The following is a 20,176-nucleotide window of genomic DNA, read 5'->3' as shown; positions in this document are numbered from 1 at the left end:
GGAAGAACCGGCGAGGGCGTGGCTTGCTCGGATGGGTGGTGGCGGCGGTGATGCTGGCCGCCACGCTCTGCGGCCTGGCGCGGCCCGGATTTGCCATCGACATCGTCGATATCGCCAAGCCGGCAGCCCAGCAGGATCTGGCGCGCTATCTGGCCGGCCTCCAGACTGATAAGCGTAACATCCTCATCGAACGTCCCGATGCCCGCACGGCGCTGCGCACCCAGATGAGCCTGACTGCCCAGGGGGCCGGACCGCTCTACAACTGGGTTGCGGCCGGCTTCTTGAATAGCGGTGCTGAACCGCGCACCGTCGTGCTGGCGGTTCCGCAGCAGGGCATCACCGGCTCGGGCTTTTATCCGGCGCGGCTGGCGGGGCAGCGCGTGATCAGCGCGGCCGTGGCGGGCGATGGGCGGCTGGAGCCCTTGCAGGTGCCGGGCGAGAACGCCTTTCTCCTGACCCTGCCGCCTGGCGGCTCCGCGGCGGTGGCCTTTGAGGTGACGCCCGGGCCCTTGCCGGTGATCCTCTGGCAGCGTGACGCCTATGACACGCACAAGGACTATCTCTCTTTCTTCCGCGGCGCGCTGCTCGGCGTCTCGGTGCTGATCGCGCTGGCGCTGTTCCTGCTGCACGGTTTCCGGGCGCGCCTCCTGTTTCCGGTGGCGGGTGGCTTCGCGGTGGCTTCGATCGGCTTCCTGCTGTTGGAGGCAGGGCACCTCACGCCGGTTGTCGGCTATCTCTCGCCGCCGGCGCTCACCATGCCGGTGCTGCGCGCCGTGATCGAAGGTCTGATGGCGGCATTCCTGATCCTGCTGCTGGCCATGCTCTCAGACCTGCCGCGGCTCTCCCGTCTGGCCGGAAACCTGGTGCTGCTGGCCGGGGGGCTGGCGCTGGCCATCCCCATCTATGCCTTCGCCGAACCGTTGATGGCCACCGCCATCGCCCGCGCGGTGTTTGTGGCAGCCGCCGTGCTGGGCTTCGTGCTGATCCTGGCGCTGTGGTGGAAGGGCGAGGTGAAGGCCGAGACGGCGGTGATCAGTTCCGGCGCCATCCTGCTGTGGACGCTGCTCGCCATGCTGGCGGCCTTCTCCGCCAATCCCGGCTCCAGCATTTCCGCCGTGATGATGGCGGGCCTGGGCGTGGTGCTGGTGATCCTCGGTTTTGTGCTCGCCCACCATGCCTTCACGCAAGGCTATCTCTCCCGCCACTTCTTCCGCGAGGCCGGCCGCCAGACACTCGCGCTGGCCGGCGCCCGCGCCTATGTGTGGGACTGGCAGCCGGACGAGGGTGAACTGTTCGTCAGCCCGGAGATCGGCCGCGCGCTGGGCCAGCAGATGACCGTCCAGGAAGGCGTGACCGGCGAGGCCTTCCTTGAAGCCATGCATCCGGCCGACCGGTCCGCCTATCTGGCCACCGTCGCGCGGGCGGCAAGCGACGGGCGCCGCCCGATCGAACGCAAGTTCCGCCTGCGCCACGGCGACGGCGGCTATCGCTGGTTCGAGCTCCGGGCCCGCTCGATCGCCGGCCGCGGATCGCGGGCGGCGCGCTGCATCGGCACGCTGACCGACGTCACCGCCGCCAAGATCGCCGAGGAGCGGCTGCTGCAGGACGCCGTCTATGACATGGTGACCGGGCTGCCCAACCGGGCACTTTTCGTGGACCGGCTTGACCGGGCTATCGAGGCCGCGGGCCCCGCCGAAGCCTCCGGCCTGTTCGTCCTGCTCATCGATCTCGACCGCTTCAAGATGGTCAACGACGCCATGGGCCACGAGGCGGGGGATACGCTGCTCTCGGTGATCGGCCGCCGGCTCAAGGCCGAAACCGGGCAGGCCGACACGGTGGCGCGGTTCCCCGGCGACCAGTTCGCCATCCTGTTCCAGGAAGGGGCGGACGGCCGCGACGTGGAGAACTTTGCGCAGACGCTGATCAAGGCGGTGGCGCGGCCGATCAAATTCGAGGAGCATGAATTCTTCCTGACCGCCTCGATCGGCATCGCCCAGGTGCGCGAGCCTTCGCAGGACGCCGAACGGCTGCTCAAGGAAGCCGCCGTGGCCCTCTACGAAGCGAGGCGCCGGGGGGCGGAGGCGGTGGAGCTGTTCAACCCCGAGATGGTCGACGACCGCGCCGAACTGGTGATCCTCGAGGCGGAACTGCGCCGGGCCATCGAACGCAACGAGATCGAGGTCCACTTCCAGCCCATCGCAAGGCTTGCCGACATGCAGCTCGCGGGCTTCGAGGCGCTGGTGCGCTGGCGTCATCCGGGCCTCGGCCTCCTTGCGCCGGAAAGCTTCCTGGGCCTTGCCGAGGAAACCGGCATGATCCGCGACATCGGGCGGGTGGTGCTCAACGAGGCGGGACGCCAGCTCGGCATCTGGCAGCGCGCCTACCGCGCGGCGGAGCCCCTGTTCGTGGCGGTCAATATCTCCTCATCGCAGCTGATCGAGCCCAGCCTGATTGACGACGTGAAGCAGATCATTGGCCGCGAGAACCTGGCGCGCGGCAGCTTCAAGATCGAGGTCACCGAATCACTCGTCATGCAATATCCCGAACGCGCCCAGCAGATCCTGGAGCGCTTCCGCGAACTGGGCGTCGGGCTTTCCTGCGACGATTTCGGCACCGGCTACTCCTCGCTGTCGAGCCTGCGCAAGCTGCCCTTCGACACGCTGAAAGTGGACCGCAACTTCATCGGCCCCGAGGCGGAGGATGAGCGCGCCTCGGTGATCCTGCAGGCGATCATCGGCATGGGCCATGCGCTGGGGCTCACCATCGTCGCGGAAGGGATTGAGCGCCAGGAGCAGGTGGACAGGCTGGGCCAATTCGGCTGCGATTATGGCCAGGGCTTCTTCATCGGCAAGCCTCTGACGGCGAAACAGGTGAGCGACGCGCTTGCCGGGCTTCCCTATGCGAGGTCGTCCGGCCGCACCGCCATCACCTGGCTGTGGGAGCGCGGCCTCAAGGATCCGCCGCCGCTGCCGAAGCTGATCCGGGTGACCGCCGAAGACCTGCCGAAGCCACCGCCGCCGCCGGTTGTGCCGGCGCCCGAGGCTTCAGAAACTTCGGAAGCCGCCGCGGAGACGGCAGCGGACACCACGGAGGCGCAAACCGCCGGCGAGGAACAGATGCCGCCACCCGCGCCGCGGCAGCGCAAACGGCAGCGCCGGGTGAGCCTTCTGGAAGACCTGCCCGAAGAAGCCTCAGGCGCGGCCTGACTCGCTCGACAGCATGGCCGGATCGATCTTCAGCTTGCGCAGCGCCGCCACGTAGCGCTGGTCGAAGGCGAGCCCGAATACGAGCTCGTCATCCGCCGCGCAGGTGAGCCAGCCATTATGCTGGATCTCGTTCTCGAGCTGCCCCGGCGCCCAGCCGGAATAGCCCAGCGCAAGAATGGCGCGGTCCGGCCCCTGGCCCTGGGCCATGGCCCGCAGGATATCGACGGTCGCGGTGAGCGCGATCGTCTCCGACACCGGCAGGCTTGAATTGACGGCGAAATAGTCGCTGGTATGCAGCACGAAGCCCCGTCCCTGCTCCACCGGCCCGCCATAAAGAACCGGCATGGCCATCAACTCGCGCGGCGGCTCCTGGGCCTCGCCCGGCAACAGGTCGAGCTGTGACAGCATGTCGCCGAAACTCATCATCGGCGTCGTCTTGTTGATGATCAGCCCCATGGCGCCCTGTTCGGAATGCGCGCACATGTAGATGACGCTCCGGTCGAAACGCGGATCGCTCATGCCCGGCATGGCAATCAGCAGCTGTCCGTCGAGATAGGGATTGTCAGTCATGCCATTTCCCTTCCACGCCCGATCAGACTAGCGCATCAGGCGGGCAAGTGGAAATCACTTGTGCGGAACGCCGGCGCGCCATCCGGCATATTGGCGGGCGCGCCGAATTCTTCCATAAGGGGGCATGATCCGCCGCACCGCCATCGCCTGCGCATCCTTGCTGCTGGCCTTCTCCACGTCATTCGCGGAGAAACAGCCGTTCCGCGTGGCGCTGGTGGGCGATGATTGTGACGGCAAGGCCTGGCACGCCGGCGTGCTGATCGAGCTCGATCCCGGGTGGAAGACTTACTGGCGCATGCCGGGCGAGGCTGGCCTGGCGCCGGAATTCACCTGGACGGCCTCAGTTCCGGCGGACGTCACGGTGCAGTTCCCGGCGCCCGCCCGCCATGCCGATGCCAGCGGCGAGACCATCGGCTATGACCGCCAGGTGCTGCTGCCGGTCACCGTGTCGGCGGGCACGGCAACCGAGCTCGACCTCAAGCTCGATCTGTTCTTCGGCGTCTGCAAGGACATCTGCATCCCCGCCCGCGCCTCGGCCTCGCTGAGGCTGGGGCCGATGGCGCGAGACCCGCTGGGAACGGCGCGCGTCACGGCGGCCCGGCAAGCGCTGCCAGCCCCCGGCGCCGCGGTGACCGCGGCCAGCCTGGTGGTCGAAGACGGCAAACCGGCGCTCAAGCTGGCGCTTGCCGCGCCGCTTGACGACATCTTCGTCGAAGCCAAGGGCTCCGCCTATTTCCACGCGCCGCGATTTTCCGCGGACGGCCACACCGCCTGGCTGCCGGTCAGCAATCTCGCCGATCCCGCGACGCTTGCGGGCGCCGAACTGAGGCTCACCTATGTGGCGGGCGGCAAGGGCTATGAACAGACCGTGCGGATCGGCTAGAACGCATCATCAGACATCAAGGAGACACGCCCATGACCCTCAAGCCCGGAGACAAGCTGCCCGCCGTGGAATTCACCGTCGCCACCGCCGACGGATCGCAGAAAATGCCCGCCGATGTGATTTTCGGTGGCCGCAAGGTGGTGGTGATCGGGCTTCCCGGCGCCTTCACCCCCACCTGCAGCATGAATCATCTGCCGGGCTTCATCGCCGCCCATGACGCCATCAAGGCGCTCGGCGTCGACACCATCGCCTGCACCGCCGTCAACGACATTCACGTGATGAAGGCCTGGGCCAAGGCCTCCGGCGCCGAGGGCAAGGTGACGATGCTGGCCGACGGCAACGCCGAGTTCGCCAAGGCGGCGGGGCTTGAACTCGACCTGACCTCGGCCGGCATGGGCCTGCGCTCGCGGCGCTATGCCATGCTGGTCGATGACGGCGTGGTCAAGGCGCTCAACATCGAGACCGAGCGCGGCGTTAATGCCTCGAGCGCCGAGACCATGCTGGAGACGGTCAAGGGGCTCGCTTAGCGCGGCGCCAGCACCATGACGATCTGGCGGCCTTCGAAGCGCGGCTCGGACTCGACCTTGGCGATCTCGGCCGTGTCCTTCTTGACCCGGTCGAGCAGCTGCTGGCCCAGTTCCTGGTGCGCCATTTCGCGGCCGCGGAAGCGGAGCGTGACCTTGACCTTGTCGCCTTCTTCGAAAAACCGCCGGATGGCGCGCATCTTCACGTCATAATCGTGGTCGTCGATCATCGGGCGCATCTTGATCTCCTTGATCTCGATGACCTTCTGCTTCTTGCGGGCCTCGGCCGCCTTCTTCTGTTCCTGGAACTTGAACTTGCCATAGTCGAGGATCTTGCACACCGGCGGCTTGGCGTCCGGCGAGATTTCGACGAGATCGAGATTGGCTTCCTCGGCCATCATCAGGGCCTGGCGGACCGGCACCACGCCGACGTTCTGGCCGTCGGCTCCGATGAGGCGCACTTCACGGGCCTCGATGCGATTGTTGATCCTGTGTCCTTCTTCCTTTTGCGGGGGGGCGGCTCCGCGGCTTAACGGCCTCCTGGGTGGAATGCTCAAGTGGTCTTCGGCTCCTGTGTTCGGGACTGGCTCCGGAAGCGAAGCAGCCCCTTGGTTTGGTTGCGTCCGCTATAGACATTGATTGTGGTGCCCGCGTCAAGCACCGAGCGCCTGGCGTCTGGCGCCCCGCCGGCCACGGCGGAGTTCCGCGGCCCGGCCGGGCAGGCGGATGGTGAACACGGTGCCCCCGGGGCCGGTTTCGGCAACCCGGATTTCGCCGCCATGGGCGCGCACCAGCTCCGCCGCGATGGCCAGGCCCAGACCCACGCCGCCGGACTTGGCGGCGCTCTGAAAGGCTTCGAACAGCCGCGGCCGCACCTGCGCAGGAATGCCGGGGCCGTTGTCGGCGATGTCGATCACCGCCACGCTGCCGTCGCGCCGGGCCTTGATCGTAACCCGGCCGTCGGGCACGCCGCCATCGGCGGGAGTCCGGGTATCGAGCGCCTGAATCGCGTTGCGCAGGAGATTGGTCAAAACCCGCATCATCTGGTCGCGGTCCGCGTCGACCTCGAGGTCCACGGGCACCTGGTTGAACAGCACGATGCGGTCCGAGGCCTGGAGGATTTCCGTATCGATCACCTCGTCGGCCAGGTCCTTGAGCCGGAATATCTCGCGGGCCGGCGGCGGCTCGTCGGCGCGGCCGAACCGCAGCGTCTGGGAGAGAAAAGAGATGGCGCGGTCGAGGCTGGCGATCAGCTTCGGCGCAAAGCGCTTGACGGTGGGGTCTTCGCTCATCGCCAGGCGGTCCGAGATCAGCTGGGCGGAGGACAGCATGTTGCGCAGGTCGTGGCTCACCTTCGACACCGCCAGCCCCAGCGCCGCGAGCCTGGTCTTCTGCTGCAGCATGGCCGAAAGCTCGGACTGCAGGCCGTGCAGTTCGCGCTCGGCCATGCCGATTTCATCATCGCGCGCCGAAGGCGCGATCAGCCGCGAACGGTCTTCCGGGTTCTCGCGGAACGACACCATGTTGCGGGTGAGCCGCTTGATCGGCCGCAGCAGCACCGCGTGCAACGCCCCGAACACCAGCCCGGCGACGATGCCGGAAAGAATAATGGATAGCAGGAGAATATTGACGCCGAAGCGCAGCATGGCGGCGCGCAGATGCGATTCGTAGAGCGTCACCTCGATCATGCCGCCGCTCAAGCTGGGCGGCGTGTCGGTCACCGCGATCGTCCGTTCGCCGCCGCGCAGCATCACCGCGAAGGCATCGGCGATGGCCGGCAGCCAGCGCGCCTCGCGCAGGTCATAGGAGGCGGCCGCGGCGGGGCCGCTGTCGCTCTTCAGCGTCAGCTGACGTGGCTCGCCACGATCGAGCGAAACGGCGATCACCCCCGCGCCCTTGAGGATTTCGCCGCGCAGATCGTCGGCCACGATCCGCCCGGGCGCGGCCGCGGCGGCCAGCACCGCGATCTCGGCCTGGGCGATCCGGCCTTTCAGCCACTGAATGCGGAAATTGGCGATCGACGGAAGAAAGATCAGCACTTCGCCCAGCATCACAAAGATCACCGTCAACGCCAGCAACTTGCCCGAGAGGCCCCTTAACGGGCCGGGGCCGGCGAGACGCGGCGTTGCTGTATCCTGGGTCATGGCCGGAGCTTGTTGACGATCCTTATTACGCTCCGCACCCGGGGGTTGGATGCAAGACCGGCAAAATATTCCAGTGCGGCGCGTTTTCCAGCCTCGCCGCGGGTCGGATAGGGCAGCACCGGCCCCAGCATGGCGCCGATCCCGAGGCCGCGGTCCAGCGCCAGAAGCCAGGGCTGGATCAGGTCTCCCGCCCCCGGACCAGCAATGCCCGCGCCCAGGATCAAGCCACGCCGGCCTGTTACGATCTTGATCAGACCATCGGTGCAGGCTTCAGTCCGGGCCCGGTCGTTTTCAGCAAACGGCCAGCGCAGCACCGACACAGCAGCGCCATGGCGGGCGCGGGCCTCCGCCTCGGTGAGACCGGCCTGGGCCAGTTCCGGATCGGTGTAGGTGACATGCGGGATGACCGCGCTGGCGCGCGCCGGCAGGCCGAACAAGGCATTGCGGATGACGATTCCTGCCTGGTAGCCCGCCTCATGGGTGAAGCGCCCGCCGGCCACGTCACCCACCGCATAGACACGCCGGTTCGTGCTGCGCAATCCCTTGTCGACGGTGATGCCCGCAGCGGTGAAGGCAACGCCGGCCTTGTCGAGATCGAGCCCTTCGACATTGGGCCGCCGTCCGGCGGCAACCAGCAGGTGCGAGCCCGTGAGATTGCGCCCATCGTCCAGTTCCAAATAGATTTGGCCATCGCGGCATGCGACCTGGGCGACCGTCGCACCGGCCATGATCTCCACGCCCTCGGAGCTGAGCTTCCGCAACACGACCTCGGAAAGCTCAGGATCATCGCGCGGCAGCGGCACGGCCGCTTCGATCACGGTGACCCGGGACCCCAGACGCCGGTGGGCCTGGGCCATTTCAAGACCGACGGGTCCGCCACCGATGACCAGCAAGTGGGCGGGCAGTACCTCATTCAGGAACAGATTTTCATTGGTGAAATGCGGCACATCCGGCAGTCCCGGAATTGGCGGCACGGCCGGGCGCGAGCCCGTGGCGATCACCACGCGCCGGGCGCTGAACTCCTGCCCCGCTGCCTCCAGCCGCCGCTTATCGAGGAAGCGCGCGGACCCGCGCACCACGCGCACGCCGAGCGCCTCGAAACGTTCCGCGCTGTCATGAGGTGCTATGGCGGCGATGGCGCGCCGCACATGCGCCATGACCGCCGCGAAATCGATCCGGGGCTCCACCGCGGCGATGCCGAAGCGCTGCGCCTCGCGCATCGTCTGTGCCTGTTTTGCCGCCGCCAGCAGCGCCTTCGAGGGCACGCAGCCGCTGTTCAGGCATTCGCCGCCCATCTCTGCCTTTTCGAACAGCACCACCTTCTGGCCGAAGCGCGCGGCGGCGGCGGCCACCGAGAGGCCGCCAGACCCGCCGCCGATCACCGCGAGGTCGTAGCGCGCTTCGGTCACGCCGTGCGCCCCCGCCACCGCCGCAGCAGCAACGGCAGAAGCGCGACGAGCCCGAGACCCGCAAAGCCCCAGGTGAGTTCCGGCGACAGCAGTGCCGCGGCGTCGAGCGAGAACTTGCAGGCCGCGCCCTTGCCGGCAGCGAGGCAGGCCTGGTGGGCCGCCAGCTGCGCATCGATGGTCTTGTCGAGGCCAGCCCCAACAAGGGCAAAAGCCACCGAGCCTGGAATGATGCCGAGCGCGGTGGCGGCAATGAAACTGCCGAGCGGCATGCGGCTTAAGCCCGCCACTGCGTTCACGGCCCAGAACGGAAAAATCGGTGTCAGCCGCAGAAACAGCAGCAGGCTGAAACCATGCTCGGCGAAGCCTTTCGATAGCCGCTGCAGGAATGGGCCGGCCCGTTCGGCCAGCGCTGCGCCGAAGGATGTCTTGACGACCGCGAAGACGATGATCGACCCCGCCACCGCCGCCGCCACGGTGGCCGGAACGCTCAGCATCCAGCCGAACAGCAGCCCGCCCGCGATACTCAGCGCCGCCGCGACGGGAAGCGACAGCGCCACCACCGCGACGTAAAGCAGCATGTAGCAGGCGAGCGCCAGCAACATCCGCCCCGCGACCCAGTGCTTCAGGGTATCGCGGTGTTCGGCGAGGGCGGTCAGCGACAGGAACCGATGGAGGCCCAGGGCATAGCCGGCCGCCGCCAGCCCAAGCAGCAGCAGCACAGGCAGCCAGCGGCGCAGCCCGGGGGCGGGGCGGGCGAACGGCGGGGTTATGTGGCGAGTATCCGGCATGGAGCTTTCCGTTCCTTTGGACCATCGGCGGCCACGGCGATAGGGGGTGTCACGCAGGCGTGACGCTCGATCACAGACTCGGTACCGCGTTGACTTCTCGGCGCACTTCCCGCATAAGCGCCGTCGAAATTGCTCCCGGCTGCCCGACAGGCCATGCGGAGCGCCTTGGTTTTCCAGGGTATGTCTTTGGAATCATTGGCCTTAAGGCCCAATACGGAGTAACGAACGTGAAGCGCACCTATCAGCCCTCCAAGCTTGTCCGCAAGCGCCGCCACGGCTTCCGCGCGCGGATGGCGACGGTGGGTGGCCGCAATGTTATCGCCCGCCGCCGGGCCAAGGGCCGCAAGCGCCTTTCGGCCTGAGCGCCGGACCCAACGTGACATGGAACGCCTGAAGCGACGGCAGGATTTTGTCGCCGCCGCCCGGGCGCAGTATGCCGCCATGCCGGGCATGGTCGTCCAGATGCGCAGCCGCGGCGACGAAGGCCCGCCGCGCGTCGGCTTCACCACGACGCGCAAGCTCGGCAACGCCGTGGTGCGCAACCGCATCCGGCGGCGCTTGCGCGAAGTGGCGAGGCTGCGGCTTGCGGGGCTTGCCCGGCCCGGCCATGACTATGTGCTGATTGGCCGCGACAAAAGCCTCGAGAGGCCCTTTTCCCAGCTTGAGAATGACCTTACTTCCGCCCTGCAGCGGCTGCACCGCGCCGCCGTTGCGCCGGCCGACAAGGAAACGCGATGAAATACGACAACAAGAATTTCCTTCTCGCCATCGTCCTGTCGATGCTGATCATTTTCGGCTGGCAATATTTCTATGCCAGCCCGCTGCAGAAGAAGCTCAGTACACAAACGGAAACCGCCCAGACGCAAACAGGCGCGGGCAATCAGGCGGTGCCGGCAAGCGGCGCAAATGTGCCGGGAACGGCGGCCAGCGGCGGCGTGATCAACCGCGATGAAGCGCTGGCCGCGGCGCCACGCCTCAAGATCGAAACGCCCTTCGTTTCTGGCTCGGTCAATCTCAGGGGCGCCGCCTTCGACGATCTGCATCTGATCCGCTACCGCGAGACCATCGATCCCAAGAGCCCGACCATCACCTTTCTGTCGCCAAGCGGCACACGTGGCGCGCTGTTCGCCGAGCAGGGCATGGTGCCCGCCACCGGCACCCTGGCGAAGCTTCCCGATCCGGCAACGGTGTGGTCGGCGCCCGCCGGCGCGGTGCTGAGCGAAGACAGCCCCGTCACCCTCACCTGGGACAATGGCGAGGGGCTCATCTTCACCCGCAAGATCGAGGTGAGCGACGAATATCTGTTCACCGTCACCCAGACGGTCGAGAACAAGTCGCAGGCGCCGGTCGCCCTTATTCCCTACGCCCGCATCCAGCGCCAGGATACGCCGGTGGTGGCGGGCTATTGGGTGTTCTTCGAAGGCATGCTCGGCTGGCTCGACGGCAGCCTGCGGGAAATCCACTATTCCGACGTCGCCGAGCAGCAGGAACCGGAAAAGGCCGATACGACGGGTGGCTGGCTGGGCTTCACCGACAAATACTGGGCCGCCGCCGTCATTCCGGACCAGACGATGCCGGTAACGGCCAGCTTCCTGCACCGCAAGCTTGATGGCCGCGATCTCTATCAAACTGATTTCCTTGCCCGCGATGCGCTGGTCGTTCAGCCGGGCGAAAGCGTCTCGCACACCGACCGGCTGTTCGCCGGCGCCAAGGTGGTGCGCATCATCAACGCCATCGAGACCCGCCATCAGATCCAGGGCTTCAACTATATGATCGACTGGGGCTGGTTCTATTTCCTGACCACGCCCTTCTTCTATCTGCTGGACTGGATCAAGGGCCTGGTCGGCAATTTCGGGCTGGCCATTCTCATCGCCACCGTGCTGGTCAAGCTTGCGGTGTTCCCGCTGGCCAACAAGTCCTACGCCTCGATGAGCAAGATGAAGAAGCTGCAGCCGGAAATGGAGAAGCTGAAGCAGGAATTCCCGGACGACCGGATGAAGCAGCAGCAGGCAATGATGGAACTCTACAAGCGCGAGAAAGTCTCGCCCTTGTCAGGCTGTCTGCCGGTCGTGGTTCAGATTCCGATCTTCTTCGCGCTCTACAAGGTGATCCTCACCTCGATCGAACTGCGCCACGCGCCGTTTTTCGGCTGGATTCACGATCTCTCGGCGCCCGATCCGACGAGTCTGTTCAATCTCTTCGGCCTCATTCCATGGACTCCGCCGCTGATGCTGATGATCGGCATCTGGCCGATCATCATGGGCATCACCATGTGGCTGCAGATGCGCCTGAACCCCACCCCGCCCGATCCCATTCAGGCGAGTCTGTTCAACTGGATGCCGGTGATCTTCACCTTCATGCTGGGGAGCTTCCCGGTGGGCCTGGTCATCTACTGGGCGTGGAGCAACACGCTGTCGATCCTGCAGCAGTCCTACATCATGAAGCGGCATGGCGTGGAGATCGACTTCTTCGGCAACATCCGCGACAGCCTGCCCTTCCTCAAGAAGAAGCCGGCCAGTTGAGCGATCGCTTTACGGCTGATCAGATCGCCGCGGGCCGCCGCCTGTTCGGCGGCCCGAGCCGTTTTGTGATGGGCGCGGCGGGGCTTGAACATTTGCCGCCTGCAAGCGCTGTCGAGATCGCAGTCGCCGGGCGGTCGAACGCCGGCAAATCCTCACTCATCAACGCGCTCACCGGGGTCAACGGGCTGGCCCGCGCCTCCAACACGCCGGGCCGCACCCGCGAGCTCAACTTCTTCGATGTGAATGGCCGGCTCGCCCTGGTCGACATGCCGGGCTACGGCTTCGCCAAGGCGCCGAAATCTGAGGTAAAAGCCTGGCAGGCGGTGCTCAGGGGCTACTTGCGCGGGCGGCCGGGCCTGACGCGCGCCTTCGTGCTGATCGACGCGCGCCACGGCATCCTCAAGGCCGACGAGGACATGCTGGACCTGCTGGACGAAGCCGCCGTCACCTATCAGATCGTGTTGACCAAGGCTGACAAGATCACGCCCGCCGAACTGGCCAAGGTAACAGCCAAGGTGGCGGCGGCGATGAAAAAGCACCCCGCCGCCTTTCCGGAGATCCACGCCACGTCGAGCGTCACCGGCGCCGGTATTCCGGAACTCCGCGCGGAAATCGCCGGACTCGTCGAGACCCTTTGAAACCGGCGGCGTTGTCCTGTATGGCGCTTGGGCCTTATCGCGCAGGGAAAGACTTCCATGGATGATCTCGCCACCACAGCCCGCATCCTCTCGGAGGCGCTGCCGTTTCTGCAGCGCTATGACGACCAGATCATCGTGGTGAAATACGGCGGCCACGCCATGATCGACCCGGCGCTGGCCCAGCGCTTCGCCCGCGACATCGTGATGCTGAAAGTCTGCGGGCTGAACCCCGTGGTGGTTCACGGCGGCGGCCCGCAGATCAACCGCATGTTGGACAAGCTTGACGTGAAGCCGGAGTTCCGCGAGGGCCTGAGGGTCACCGACGCGGCCACCATGGAGGTGGTCGAAATGGTGCTCTCGGGCGCCATCAACAAGTCGATCGTCGCCTCGATCCAGCAGGCGGGCGGGCGGGCGGTTGGCATTTCCGGCAAGGACGGCAACCTGCTGATCGCCGAAAAACTCACCAAGAAGAAGACTGACCCCGCCACGGGCCAGACGATGGAAATCGACTTCGGCTATGTCGGCGAGCCGGCCCGCGTCAACACCGAGATTCTTCACACCATCATGAAGAGCGACGCCATTCCGGTGATCGCGCCCGTGGGCGTGGGCCGCGATGGCGAGACCTTTAACGTCAACGCCGACACCGCGGCGGGCGCCGTCGCCACGGCGCTACGGGCCAAGCGCCTGCTGCTGCTGACCGATGTCGCCGGCGTGCTCGACAAGGACAAGAACCTGATCAGCGAATTGACCGTCGAGGACCTTCCCCGCCTGATCGAAGATGGCACCATCACCGGCGGCATGATCCCCAAGGTCGAGAGTGCCGCGGCGGTGGTCGAGTCGGGCGTCGAGGGCGTGATCATCCTCGATGGCCGGGTGCCGCATTCGGTGCTGCTCGAACTGCTGACGCCGCATGGCGTCGGCACGCGCATTTCGCGGGCCGGCGCATGAGAGGTTTCTCGCACGTCGACACCTGGGTGTTCGACCTCGACAACACCCTCTATCCGGCGTCCTGCCGCCTGTTTGACCAGATCGACGTCAAGATGGGCGAGTTCGTCTCGCGGCGGCTGGGGGTCGAGCTGGTGGAAGCCAAGCGCCGCCAGAAGGAAATGTTCTACAGGCATGGCACCACGCTGCGCGGACTGATGACCGAGCATGGCGTCACGCCCGATGATTTCCTCGATTATGTTCATGATATCGATCATTCGGCGGTGCCCGCCAACCAGCCGCTGGACGCCGCGCTGCATGCGCTCCCCGGCCGCAAGCTGATCTTCACCAACGGCACCGTCGCGCATGCCGAGAAGGTTCTGGCCCGCATCGGCATCACCCATCATTTCGGCGATATCTTCGACATCGTGCATGCCGACTTCATCCCGAAGCCCGAAATGGAACCCTACCGGAAATTCGTGCGCCAGACCGGCATCCGGCCCGGAACGTCAGCGATGTTCGAGGATATCGCCCGCAACCTGCTGGCCCCGCATGAACTCGGCATGACCACCGTGCTGGTGACCAGCCCTGACAACCACGATGCCGAACACCTCAACCGCGCATCGGGCCAGGAGCACATCCACCACGTCACCGGCGATCTTGCCGCTTTCCTGGCGGACCTCGGAGCCGGGCTGAAGGGCAATCAGTCCTTGGCGCGCTCGACGTAGGCGCCGTCCTCTGTCGACACCACGATGCGCGTGCCGGAGACGATATGCGGCGGCACCATGGTGCGCACGCCGTTGGACAGCACGGCCGGCTTGAACGAGGATGAGGCGGTCTGGTTCTTGATCGCCGGTTCCGTCTCGACAATCTCAAGCACCACCCGCTGCGGCAGCTCGATCGAGATCGGCGTGCCGTTGAACAGGGCGATCTGGCACTCCATGCCTTCCTGCAGGAACGGCGCCGAGTCGCCCAGCATGTCGCCCGAGACGGTGATCTGCTCGAAGTTCTCGGGGTTCATGAACACGTAGTTCTCGCCGTCCTGGTAGAGGTAGGAATGGGTGATGGTCTCGACAAAGGCGCGTTCCACGGGGTCCGTCGTCTTGTAGCGAACCACCGTCTTCACGCCGTCGGAAATGCGCCGCATGTCGATCGTGGTGGTGGGCGTGCCCTTGCCGGGATGCATCGATTCGGCCTTCAGCACGACATAGAGCTTGCCGTCCTCATGTTCGATGACATTGCCTTTGCGGACACCGCTTGCGATTACCTTGACCACGTCTCACACTCGTTTCTGATGAATTGCCGGATGGGATTGCGCGCGGTATTAGCAGCGGCCATTCCATAAGCCAACCCCCCAAGGAGCTGCCAGACTTGGCCCCCGCCGTTTCCCGCTGGTTCTCGCCCGGCCGCCATGCCGACCGCCGGCCCTTGCTCATGGCGCGGAACCGCATCACGGCGGCCATCCGGGCGTGGTTTGCGGACAGGGATTTCGTTGAGGTGGACTGCGCGGCCCTCGCTGTCTCGCCCGGCAACGAGGCGCATTTGCATGGGTTTGCCACCGCGCTCATCCAGCCAGACGGTTCGCGTCTCGCGCGCTATCTCCACACCTCGCCGGAATTCGCCTGCAAGAAGCTGCTGGCCGCCGGAGAGACGCAGATCTTCAACCTCGGCCATGTCTGGCGCAACCGTGAGCGCACCCCGCTGCATGCGCCGGAATTCACCATGCTCGAATGGTATCGCGGCGGCGAGGCCTATGGCGCCGTCATCGAGGATGCGCTGGCGCTGGTGCGGCTGGCGGCGGAAACCGCCGGCACGGAACTGTTCCGCTGGCGGGGCCGCGAGGCAGCACCCTTCGCCGCGGCCGAGTGGCTGACCGTCAACGACGCCTTCAAAAAGACTGCCGGGGTAGATCTACTGGCCACCGTCGCGGCGGATGGCACGCCAGACCGCGAAGCCCTGGCGCGGGCCTCGCCCGTGGCCTTCGGCAAGGATGAGTCGTGGTCGGACATCTTCAGCCGTATCCTGGTGGAAAGGGTGGAGCCGCAGCTCGGCAACGGCCGGCTGACCGTGCTCTACGATTATCCGGTCGCCGAGGCGGCGCTGGCGCGGGTCAGCGGGCATGATCCGCGCGTCGCGGAACGCTTTGAACTCTATGCCTGCGGCGTCGAACTCGCCAATGGATTCGGCGAACTGACCGACCCCGCCGAGCAGCTCCGCCGTTTCCTGGCCGAGATGGACATCAAGCAGCAGGTCTATGGCGAACGCTACCCGATTGACGAAGACCTGCTCGAAGCCCTGGCCATCATGCCGCCGGCGGCGGGCGTGGCGCTGGGGCTCGACCGGCTGGTGATGCTCGCGGCGGGCGCCACCAGCATCGATCAGGTGCAGTGGACGCCAGTTCCGTGACCATATAGCCTCGACGGCTATCGCCCGCGGCGCTAATCTCTCTCATAAACCAGAAGAGGAAAGCCCATGAAGAAAGTGCGCTACGCCGTGGTCGGCACGGGATGGATCTCGCAGATCGCCTTCATGCCGGGCCTGGCGCAGAGCGGCAATTCCGAGTTGACCGCCATCGTCTCCGGCAACCCCGCCAATGCCGGCAAGCTCGCCGAATTCTATGGCATCAAGCATATCTATTCCTATGATCGCTATGACGAGATGCTGGCCAGCGGCCTGGTCGATGCCGTCTACATCGCGCTGCCCAATTCCATGCATGCTGATTACGCAATCCGCGCCGCCAAAGCCGGCATCCATGCGCTGGTCGAGAAACCGCTCGCCATAGACGCCGCCGAATGCGAGGCAATGATCCGCGCCGCGGATGAGGCTGGCGTCTATCTGATGACGGCCTACCGCCTGCACACCGAGCCGGGCACGCTGGAAGCCATCGACATCATCCGCCGCGGCGAGATCGGCGAGCCGCGCCTGTTCAGCTCGGTATTCTCCTTTCCGGTGGGCGCCGGTAACCACCGCCTCAAGGCGGCGCATTGGGGCGGACCCTTGCAGGACATCGGCGTCTATTGCGTCAATGCCGTGCGCCATCTGTTCGGGTCCGAGCCGACCGAAGCCATCGCCACCATTGCCAGCGCGCCGGGAGACCCGCGCTTTGCGGAGGTGGAGGAAATGGTCTCCGCCACCCTGCGCTTTCCAGGCGACCGGCTTGGCCAGTTCCTCGTCAGTTTCGGCGGCGACGATCTCGACCAGTATCGCGTGATCGGCACCAAAGGTCAGCTTGAGGTCTCGCCCGGCTACCGCTTCGACCGGGCGATCAGCCTCAGGCTCACGCGCGGCGGCGAGACCGTGGAGCGGATCTTCCCGCAATATGATCAGTTCAGCGGCCAGTCCGCCTATTTTTCCGATTGCATCCTGAAAGGCGTGCGGCCCGAACCCGACGGCGGCGACGGCCTCGCCGACGTCGTGGTGATGCGGGCGATCGAGGAAGCGGCAAAGACCGGGCGTTCGCAGAAGATCGCGCTGCCGCCGCATCCTTCGCACCCAACGCCGGACATGGCGCGCGCCTTCCCCACCGTGGAGCGGCGGTTGATGCTGTGACCGCCACGCTGGCCAACTGGCGGGAACATCCGCACAGCATCTGGGGCTTCACCCATGTCGAGCGGCTGCTGCCGGTGGCGGCGGCCGCTGCGCCTGCATCGTCCGTGCCGCTCGCCGGCGGGCCCATGCTGGACCTTGCGCGCCTTGGTTTCTCCGCCGGGGGCCGCCGCCTGACAGTGGAAGAGGCGCTTGGCCTCACCCACACGGATGGCTTTCTGGTGCTGCGCCATGGCGCGGTGGTTGCCCAGCGCTACATCAACCAGACACCCGAGGACCGCCACATCGTGTTCTCGGTGAGCAAATCGATCACCGCCATGCTGGCCGGCGTGCTGGCGGGCGAAGGCCGCCTTGATCCCGATGCGCCGGTCACGCAGTACATTCCGGAGGCAACGCGCTCCGCCTATGCAGATTGCACGGTGCGCAACCTGCTGGACATGACGGTGAGTATCCGTTTCACCGAGGACTATCTCGATCCCCTGGGCGACGTGGCGCGCTACCGGGTGGCCATGGGCTGGAACCCGCCCGGCGATGGCATGGCCGTGGAAGGGCTTCACAGTTTCATCGCCAGCCTGCCGAAGGCGGCCTATCCGCATGGCTGGCGCTTTCATTATGTCTCCCCCAACTCCGATATGCTGGGCTGGGTCGTGGAGCGGGCGGGCGGCGCGCCCTTCGCCGCACTGCTGTCGCGTCATCTCTGGCAGCCGATGGGGGCTGCCACCGATGTCCTGATCACGCTTGACCGCCATGGCGCGCCGCGCAGCGCCGGCGGCGTTTGCACAACGCTCGCCGATCTCGCGCGCTTTGGCGAGATGGTGTTGGGTGGCGGCAGCCTGGCAGGCCGCCGGGTTGTTCCGGAAGGCTGGATCGCCGACATCCGCCGCAATGGTGATGCGGCGGCCTGGTCGCGCGGCGAGATGGCGGGGCTCTTTCCCGAAGGCCGCTACCGATCGCAGTGGTATGTGCCGGAGCCCTCCAGCCGGGAGCTCTGCGCCATCGGCATTCACGGCCAGTGGGTCTACATTGATTTTGATGCTGGCCTGGTCGTGGCGAAGCAATCCTCGCAGCCTATTCCATCCGATGAAGCGATGGACCGGCTGAGCTTCGCCATGTTCCGCGCCATCGCAAGGGAGTTCCGTTGATGACCGAACGCAGCGAGGCCTGGCTCCATGAAGCGGTGTTCGGCAACTACGCCGAGCGCCCGCCAGCTGCCTCGCCGCCTGAGACCCGCATCTGGTGCTACTCCGATCAGCTGTCCTATCCGCCCGGCGGCACTGTCGCGGTGAGCGTCAACACCAACGCCGCCAGCTATGCCGCTGAGCTGGTGCGCGACGGCCTGTCGCCTGCAACGGTGTGGCGGCAGTCAGCCCTGCCGGGCGCCTGGCGCGACACGCCGGAGGATTGCTCCGTCAATGGCTGCGGCTGGCCGGTGTCCTTCACCATCCCGGTGGACCCCGCCTGGCCGTCGGGCGTCTATATCCTGAGGGTCAGCACGGGGGCGGCGCTGCACGAGCATCTGTTCATCCTGCGCCCGCCGCTCACCGCGGCCAAGCGCGGCCGCTTGCTGCTGATCGCCGCCACCGCCACCTGGACGGCCTATAATGACTGGGGCGGATCCAACCATTACCAGGGCTATTGCGGCCCCGCCAAAGACCGGTTCTCGCCCATCCTCAGCATCGCAAGGCCGCTGGCCAAAGGCTTCGTGAGCCTGCCCCCCGATGCGCCGCGCGCCGTGCTGGCGGAAGACCCGCCGATGTTTTCGGCACCCCGTTACCCGCATATGGAATGGGCCTATGCCAACGGCTATTCCAAGAAATACATGTCCACCGGCTGGCCCAGCTTCGAGCGCCATTTCGCGCTGTGGGCCGGGGCCGAGGGCTATCACCTCGACATCATCAGCCAGACCGATCTGCATTTCAGGCCGGAGCTGCTCGATGGCTATGCGGCGGTGGCGCTGGTGGGCCATGACGAATACTGGTCCTGGGAGATGCGCGACGTAATCGATGCGTTCGTCCGGCGCGGCGGCCGTGTTGCCCGCTTCGCCGGCAATTTCATGTGGCAGATCCGGCTTGAGGACGAAGGCCGCCGCCAGGTCTGCTATAAATATCTGGCCCGCGCCGAAGACCCGCTGATGGTGCAGGGGCCGCGCCATCTGGTCACGGAATCATGGGAAGCCGCGGAGATCGGGCGGCCGGGTGCGGCGAGCTTCGGGCTCAACGCCACGCATGGGCTCTATGCCTCGTGGTCCGGCTGTTCGCCGCGCGGCGCCAGGGGCTTTCCGGTCTACCGGCCGGAACATTGGGCCTTCGCCGGCACCGGGCTTTATTATGGCGATGTGCTGGGCGCCAGATCGCGCATCTTCGGCTATGAGGTCGATGGCCTGCCTTACGAAATCCGCGGCGGGCTGCCCTATCCCGCCGATCCCGCCCATGCGCCAGAAGGGATCGAGATCCTGGCGCTCGGGCTTTCCGGAACCCTGGATGAAGGCCCGACCATCCCGGCGGGGCGCAGTTTCCTCGGCGCCGAGGATGCCGAATATGTGGCCTCGGTGCTGCTGGGCCGCAGTGACGCGGCGGCGGTCGAGGCCACCAAACGCGGCTGCGGCATGATCGTCAGTTTCCGCCAGGGTGCCGGCGAAGTGTTCCACGCCGGCACCTGCGACTGGGTCATGGGTCTCGCCCGCAGGGATGACATGGTAATGCAGGTCACCCGCAATGCGCTGAACCGGTTTCTGGGCTGAGAGCGAAAACTGGAGCGGGCGATGGGAATCGAACCCACGACATGCAGCTTGGGAAGCTGCCGTTCTACCACTGAACTACGCCCGCGACGGGATGGAGATTAGTGGAGGAGCGGCGGCGCGGCAAGGGGGTGGCCTGCAGCATGTCGGTAGCACACGATATGACCGGTTTAGGTAGCACACGATCTGTCCGGTAGGCTGGCCCTTTTTTTGGGGGTCAGCATGAGCCGGACGGAGACCCGAGGGGTTGTGCGAATGATGAAGTTCATGAGCGTTTTTGGCCGT

Annotated in this window: 19 protein-coding genes and 1 tRNA gene; 13 read left to right on the top strand and 7 right to left on the bottom strand. The window is 66.1% G+C overall.

What is annotated here, in order from left to right:
• Positions 1–23: 23 nt before the first annotated feature.
• On the top strand, positions 24–3,206 hold the full coding sequence (locus ACKOED_RS05740; RefSeq protein WP_408915620.1) for an EAL domain-containing protein: 3,183 nt from the start codon (positions 24–26) through the stop codon (positions 3,204–3,206).
• On the opposite strand, the gene ACKOED_RS05735 is transcribed toward ACKOED_RS05740, so the two are convergent.
• A complete protein-coding gene (locus tag ACKOED_RS05735) occupies positions 3,192–3,776 on the bottom strand; it encodes a YqgE/AlgH family protein (protein ID WP_408915619.1) in 585 nt (194 codons plus the stop codon). The genes ACKOED_RS05740 and ACKOED_RS05735 overlap by 15 nt on opposite strands.
• A 124-nt stretch (positions 3,777–3,900) precedes the next feature.
• On the opposite strand from ACKOED_RS05735, the gene ACKOED_RS05730 reads away from it, so the two are divergent.
• Positions 3,901–4,659: a protein-disulfide reductase DsbD domain-containing protein gene (locus ACKOED_RS05730; protein WP_408915618.1), complete on the top strand. Its 759-nt coding sequence runs from the start codon at positions 3,901–3,903 to the stop codon at positions 4,657–4,659.
• Between the two features lie 32 nt (positions 4,660–4,691).
• Entirely contained in the window at positions 4,692–5,186 is a 495-nt protein-coding gene (locus ACKOED_RS05725; RefSeq protein ID WP_408915617.1) for a peroxiredoxin, read from the top strand.
• Here the strand turns inward: ACKOED_RS05725 and infC are convergent.
• The 4 genes from infC to ACKOED_RS05705 all read right to left on the bottom strand — a co-directional run bounded on the left by infC (position 5,183) and on the right by ACKOED_RS05705 (position 9,524).
• The gene (gene infC / locus ACKOED_RS05720) at positions 5,183–5,734 is read right to left on the bottom strand and encodes a translation initiation factor IF-3 (RefSeq protein WP_408915636.1); all 552 of its coding nucleotides are present in this window, start codon (positions 5,732–5,734) and stop codon (positions 5,183–5,185) included. The two genes, ACKOED_RS05725 and infC, sit on opposite strands and share 4 nt — an antisense overlap.
• A gap of 102 nt (positions 5,735–5,836) precedes the next feature.
• Entirely contained in the window at positions 5,837–7,327 is a 1,491-nt protein-coding gene (locus ACKOED_RS05715; protein WP_408915616.1) for a sensor histidine kinase, read from the bottom strand.
• Entirely contained in the window at positions 7,324–8,736 is a 1,413-nt protein-coding gene (locus tag ACKOED_RS05710) for a dihydrolipoyl dehydrogenase family protein (protein WP_408915615.1), read from the bottom strand. Before ACKOED_RS05710 ends, ACKOED_RS05715 begins: the two co-directional genes overlap by 4 nt.
• Entirely contained in the window at positions 8,733–9,524 is a 792-nt protein-coding gene (locus ACKOED_RS05705) for a TVP38/TMEM64 family protein (protein ID WP_408915614.1), read from the bottom strand. Before ACKOED_RS05705 ends, ACKOED_RS05710 begins: the two co-directional genes overlap by 4 nt.
• A gap of 227 nt (positions 9,525–9,751) precedes the next feature.
• Between ACKOED_RS05705 and rpmH the strand changes: the two genes are divergently transcribed.
• The 6 genes from rpmH to ACKOED_RS05675 are packed head-to-tail and all read left to right on the top strand — an operon-like array spanning position 9,752 to position 14,336.
• Positions 9,752–9,886, top strand: coding sequence for a 50S ribosomal protein L34 (rpmH, locus tag ACKOED_RS05700; protein WP_072386233.1), 135 nt, complete (start codon positions 9,752–9,754; stop codon positions 9,884–9,886).
• Between the two features lie 19 nt (positions 9,887–9,905).
• Positions 9,906–10,262 (top strand): ribonuclease P protein component, encoded by a 357-nt coding sequence (gene rnpA, locus ACKOED_RS05695; RefSeq protein WP_408915613.1) that lies wholly within the window; start codon positions 9,906–9,908, stop codon positions 10,260–10,262.
• Positions 10,259–12,046, top strand: a complete 1,788-nt coding sequence (gene yidC, locus ACKOED_RS05690; protein WP_408915612.1) for a membrane protein insertase YidC — start codon at positions 10,259–10,261, stop codon at positions 12,044–12,046. Before rnpA ends, yidC begins: the two co-directional genes overlap by 4 nt.
• Positions 12,043–12,684, top strand: a complete 642-nt coding sequence (gene yihA, locus ACKOED_RS05685) for a ribosome biogenesis GTP-binding protein YihA/YsxC (RefSeq protein WP_408915611.1) — start codon at positions 12,043–12,045, stop codon at positions 12,682–12,684. Before yidC ends, yihA begins: the two co-directional genes overlap by 4 nt.
• 36 nt (positions 12,685–12,720) lie before the next feature.
• A complete protein-coding gene (gene argB, locus ACKOED_RS05680; RefSeq protein WP_408915635.1) occupies positions 12,721–13,632 on the top strand; it encodes an acetylglutamate kinase in 912 nt (303 codons plus the stop codon).
• The gene (locus tag ACKOED_RS05675; protein ID WP_408915610.1) at positions 13,629–14,336 is read left to right on the top strand and encodes a pyrimidine 5'-nucleotidase; all 708 of its coding nucleotides are present in this window, start codon (positions 13,629–13,631) and stop codon (positions 14,334–14,336) included. The genes argB and ACKOED_RS05675 overlap by 4 nt, the downstream gene beginning before the upstream one ends.
• Here the strand turns inward: ACKOED_RS05675 and efp are convergent.
• Complete coding sequence (gene efp / locus ACKOED_RS05670) at positions 14,312–14,884, bottom strand: elongation factor P (RefSeq protein WP_408915609.1); 573 nt, start codon at positions 14,882–14,884, stop codon at positions 14,312–14,314. The two genes, ACKOED_RS05675 and efp, sit on opposite strands and share 25 nt — an antisense overlap.
• Positions 14,885–14,979: 95 nt before the next feature.
• Here efp and epmA point away from each other — a divergent pair, with 95 nt between their 5' ends.
• From epmA to ACKOED_RS05650, 4 genes are all read left to right on the top strand, one after another.
• A complete protein-coding gene (gene epmA / locus ACKOED_RS05665; RefSeq protein WP_408915608.1) occupies positions 14,980–16,014 on the top strand; it encodes an EF-P lysine aminoacylase EpmA in 1,035 nt (344 codons plus the stop codon).
• A gap of 66 nt (positions 16,015–16,080) precedes the next feature.
• A complete protein-coding gene (locus ACKOED_RS05660; RefSeq protein ID WP_408915607.1) occupies positions 16,081–17,157 on the top strand; it encodes a Gfo/Idh/MocA family protein in 1,077 nt (358 codons plus the stop codon).
• Positions 17,154–18,296: a serine hydrolase domain-containing protein gene (locus ACKOED_RS05655; protein WP_408915606.1), complete on the top strand. Its 1,143-nt coding sequence runs from the start codon at positions 17,154–17,156 to the stop codon at positions 18,294–18,296. Before ACKOED_RS05660 ends, ACKOED_RS05655 begins: the two co-directional genes overlap by 4 nt.
• A complete protein-coding gene (locus ACKOED_RS05650) occupies positions 18,296–19,894 on the top strand; it encodes a N,N-dimethylformamidase beta subunit family domain-containing protein (RefSeq protein WP_408915605.1) in 1,599 nt (532 codons plus the stop codon). The genes ACKOED_RS05655 and ACKOED_RS05650 overlap by 1 nt, the downstream gene beginning before the upstream one ends.
• A 10-nt stretch (positions 19,895–19,904) precedes the next feature.
• Here ACKOED_RS05650 and ACKOED_RS05645 read toward each other — a convergent pair.
• Positions 19,905–19,979, bottom strand: a tRNA-Gly gene (locus ACKOED_RS05645).
• Between the last annotated feature and the right edge of the window lie 197 nt (positions 19,980–20,176).

Origin of the sequence: Aestuariivirga sp. (assembly GCF_046093005.1) — a bacterium.
Taxonomy (GTDB): Bacteria; Pseudomonadota; Alphaproteobacteria; order Rhizobiales; family Aestuariivirgaceae; genus Aestuariivirga.
Note: the sequence above shows the minus strand (reverse complement) of the source record. Positions and strands in the feature narration are given on the sequence as shown.

Coding starts and splice junctions, on each gene's coding strand:
- ACKOED_RS05705 (WP_408915614.1), bottom strand. CDS start 9,524: ATGCCGGATACTCGCCACATAACCCCGCCGTTCGCCCGCCCCGCCCCC.
- ACKOED_RS05660 (WP_408915607.1), top strand. CDS start 16,081: ATGAAGAAAGTGCGCTACGCCGTGGTCGGCACGGGATGGATCTCGCAG.
- ACKOED_RS05730 (WP_408915618.1), top strand. CDS start 3,901: ATGATCCGCCGCACCGCCATCGCCTGCGCATCCTTGCTGCTGGCCTTC.
- ACKOED_RS05715 (WP_408915616.1), bottom strand. CDS start 7,327: ATGACCCAGGATACAGCAACGCCGCGTCTCGCCGGCCCCGGCCCGTTA.
- ACKOED_RS05735 (WP_408915619.1), bottom strand. CDS start 3,776: ATGACTGACAATCCCTATCTCGACGGACAGCTGCTGATTGCCATGCCG.
- ACKOED_RS05650 (WP_408915605.1), top strand. CDS start 18,296: ATGACCGAACGCAGCGAGGCCTGGCTCCATGAAGCGGTGTTCGGCAAC.
- yidC (WP_408915612.1), top strand. CDS start 10,259: ATGAAATACGACAACAAGAATTTCCTTCTCGCCATCGTCCTGTCGATG.
- ACKOED_RS05725 (WP_408915617.1), top strand. CDS start 4,692: ATGACCCTCAAGCCCGGAGACAAGCTGCCCGCCGTGGAATTCACCGTC.
- ACKOED_RS05675 (WP_408915610.1), top strand. CDS start 13,629: ATGAGAGGTTTCTCGCACGTCGACACCTGGGTGTTCGACCTCGACAAC.
- rnpA (WP_408915613.1), top strand. CDS start 9,906: ATGGAACGCCTGAAGCGACGGCAGGATTTTGTCGCCGCCGCCCGGGCG.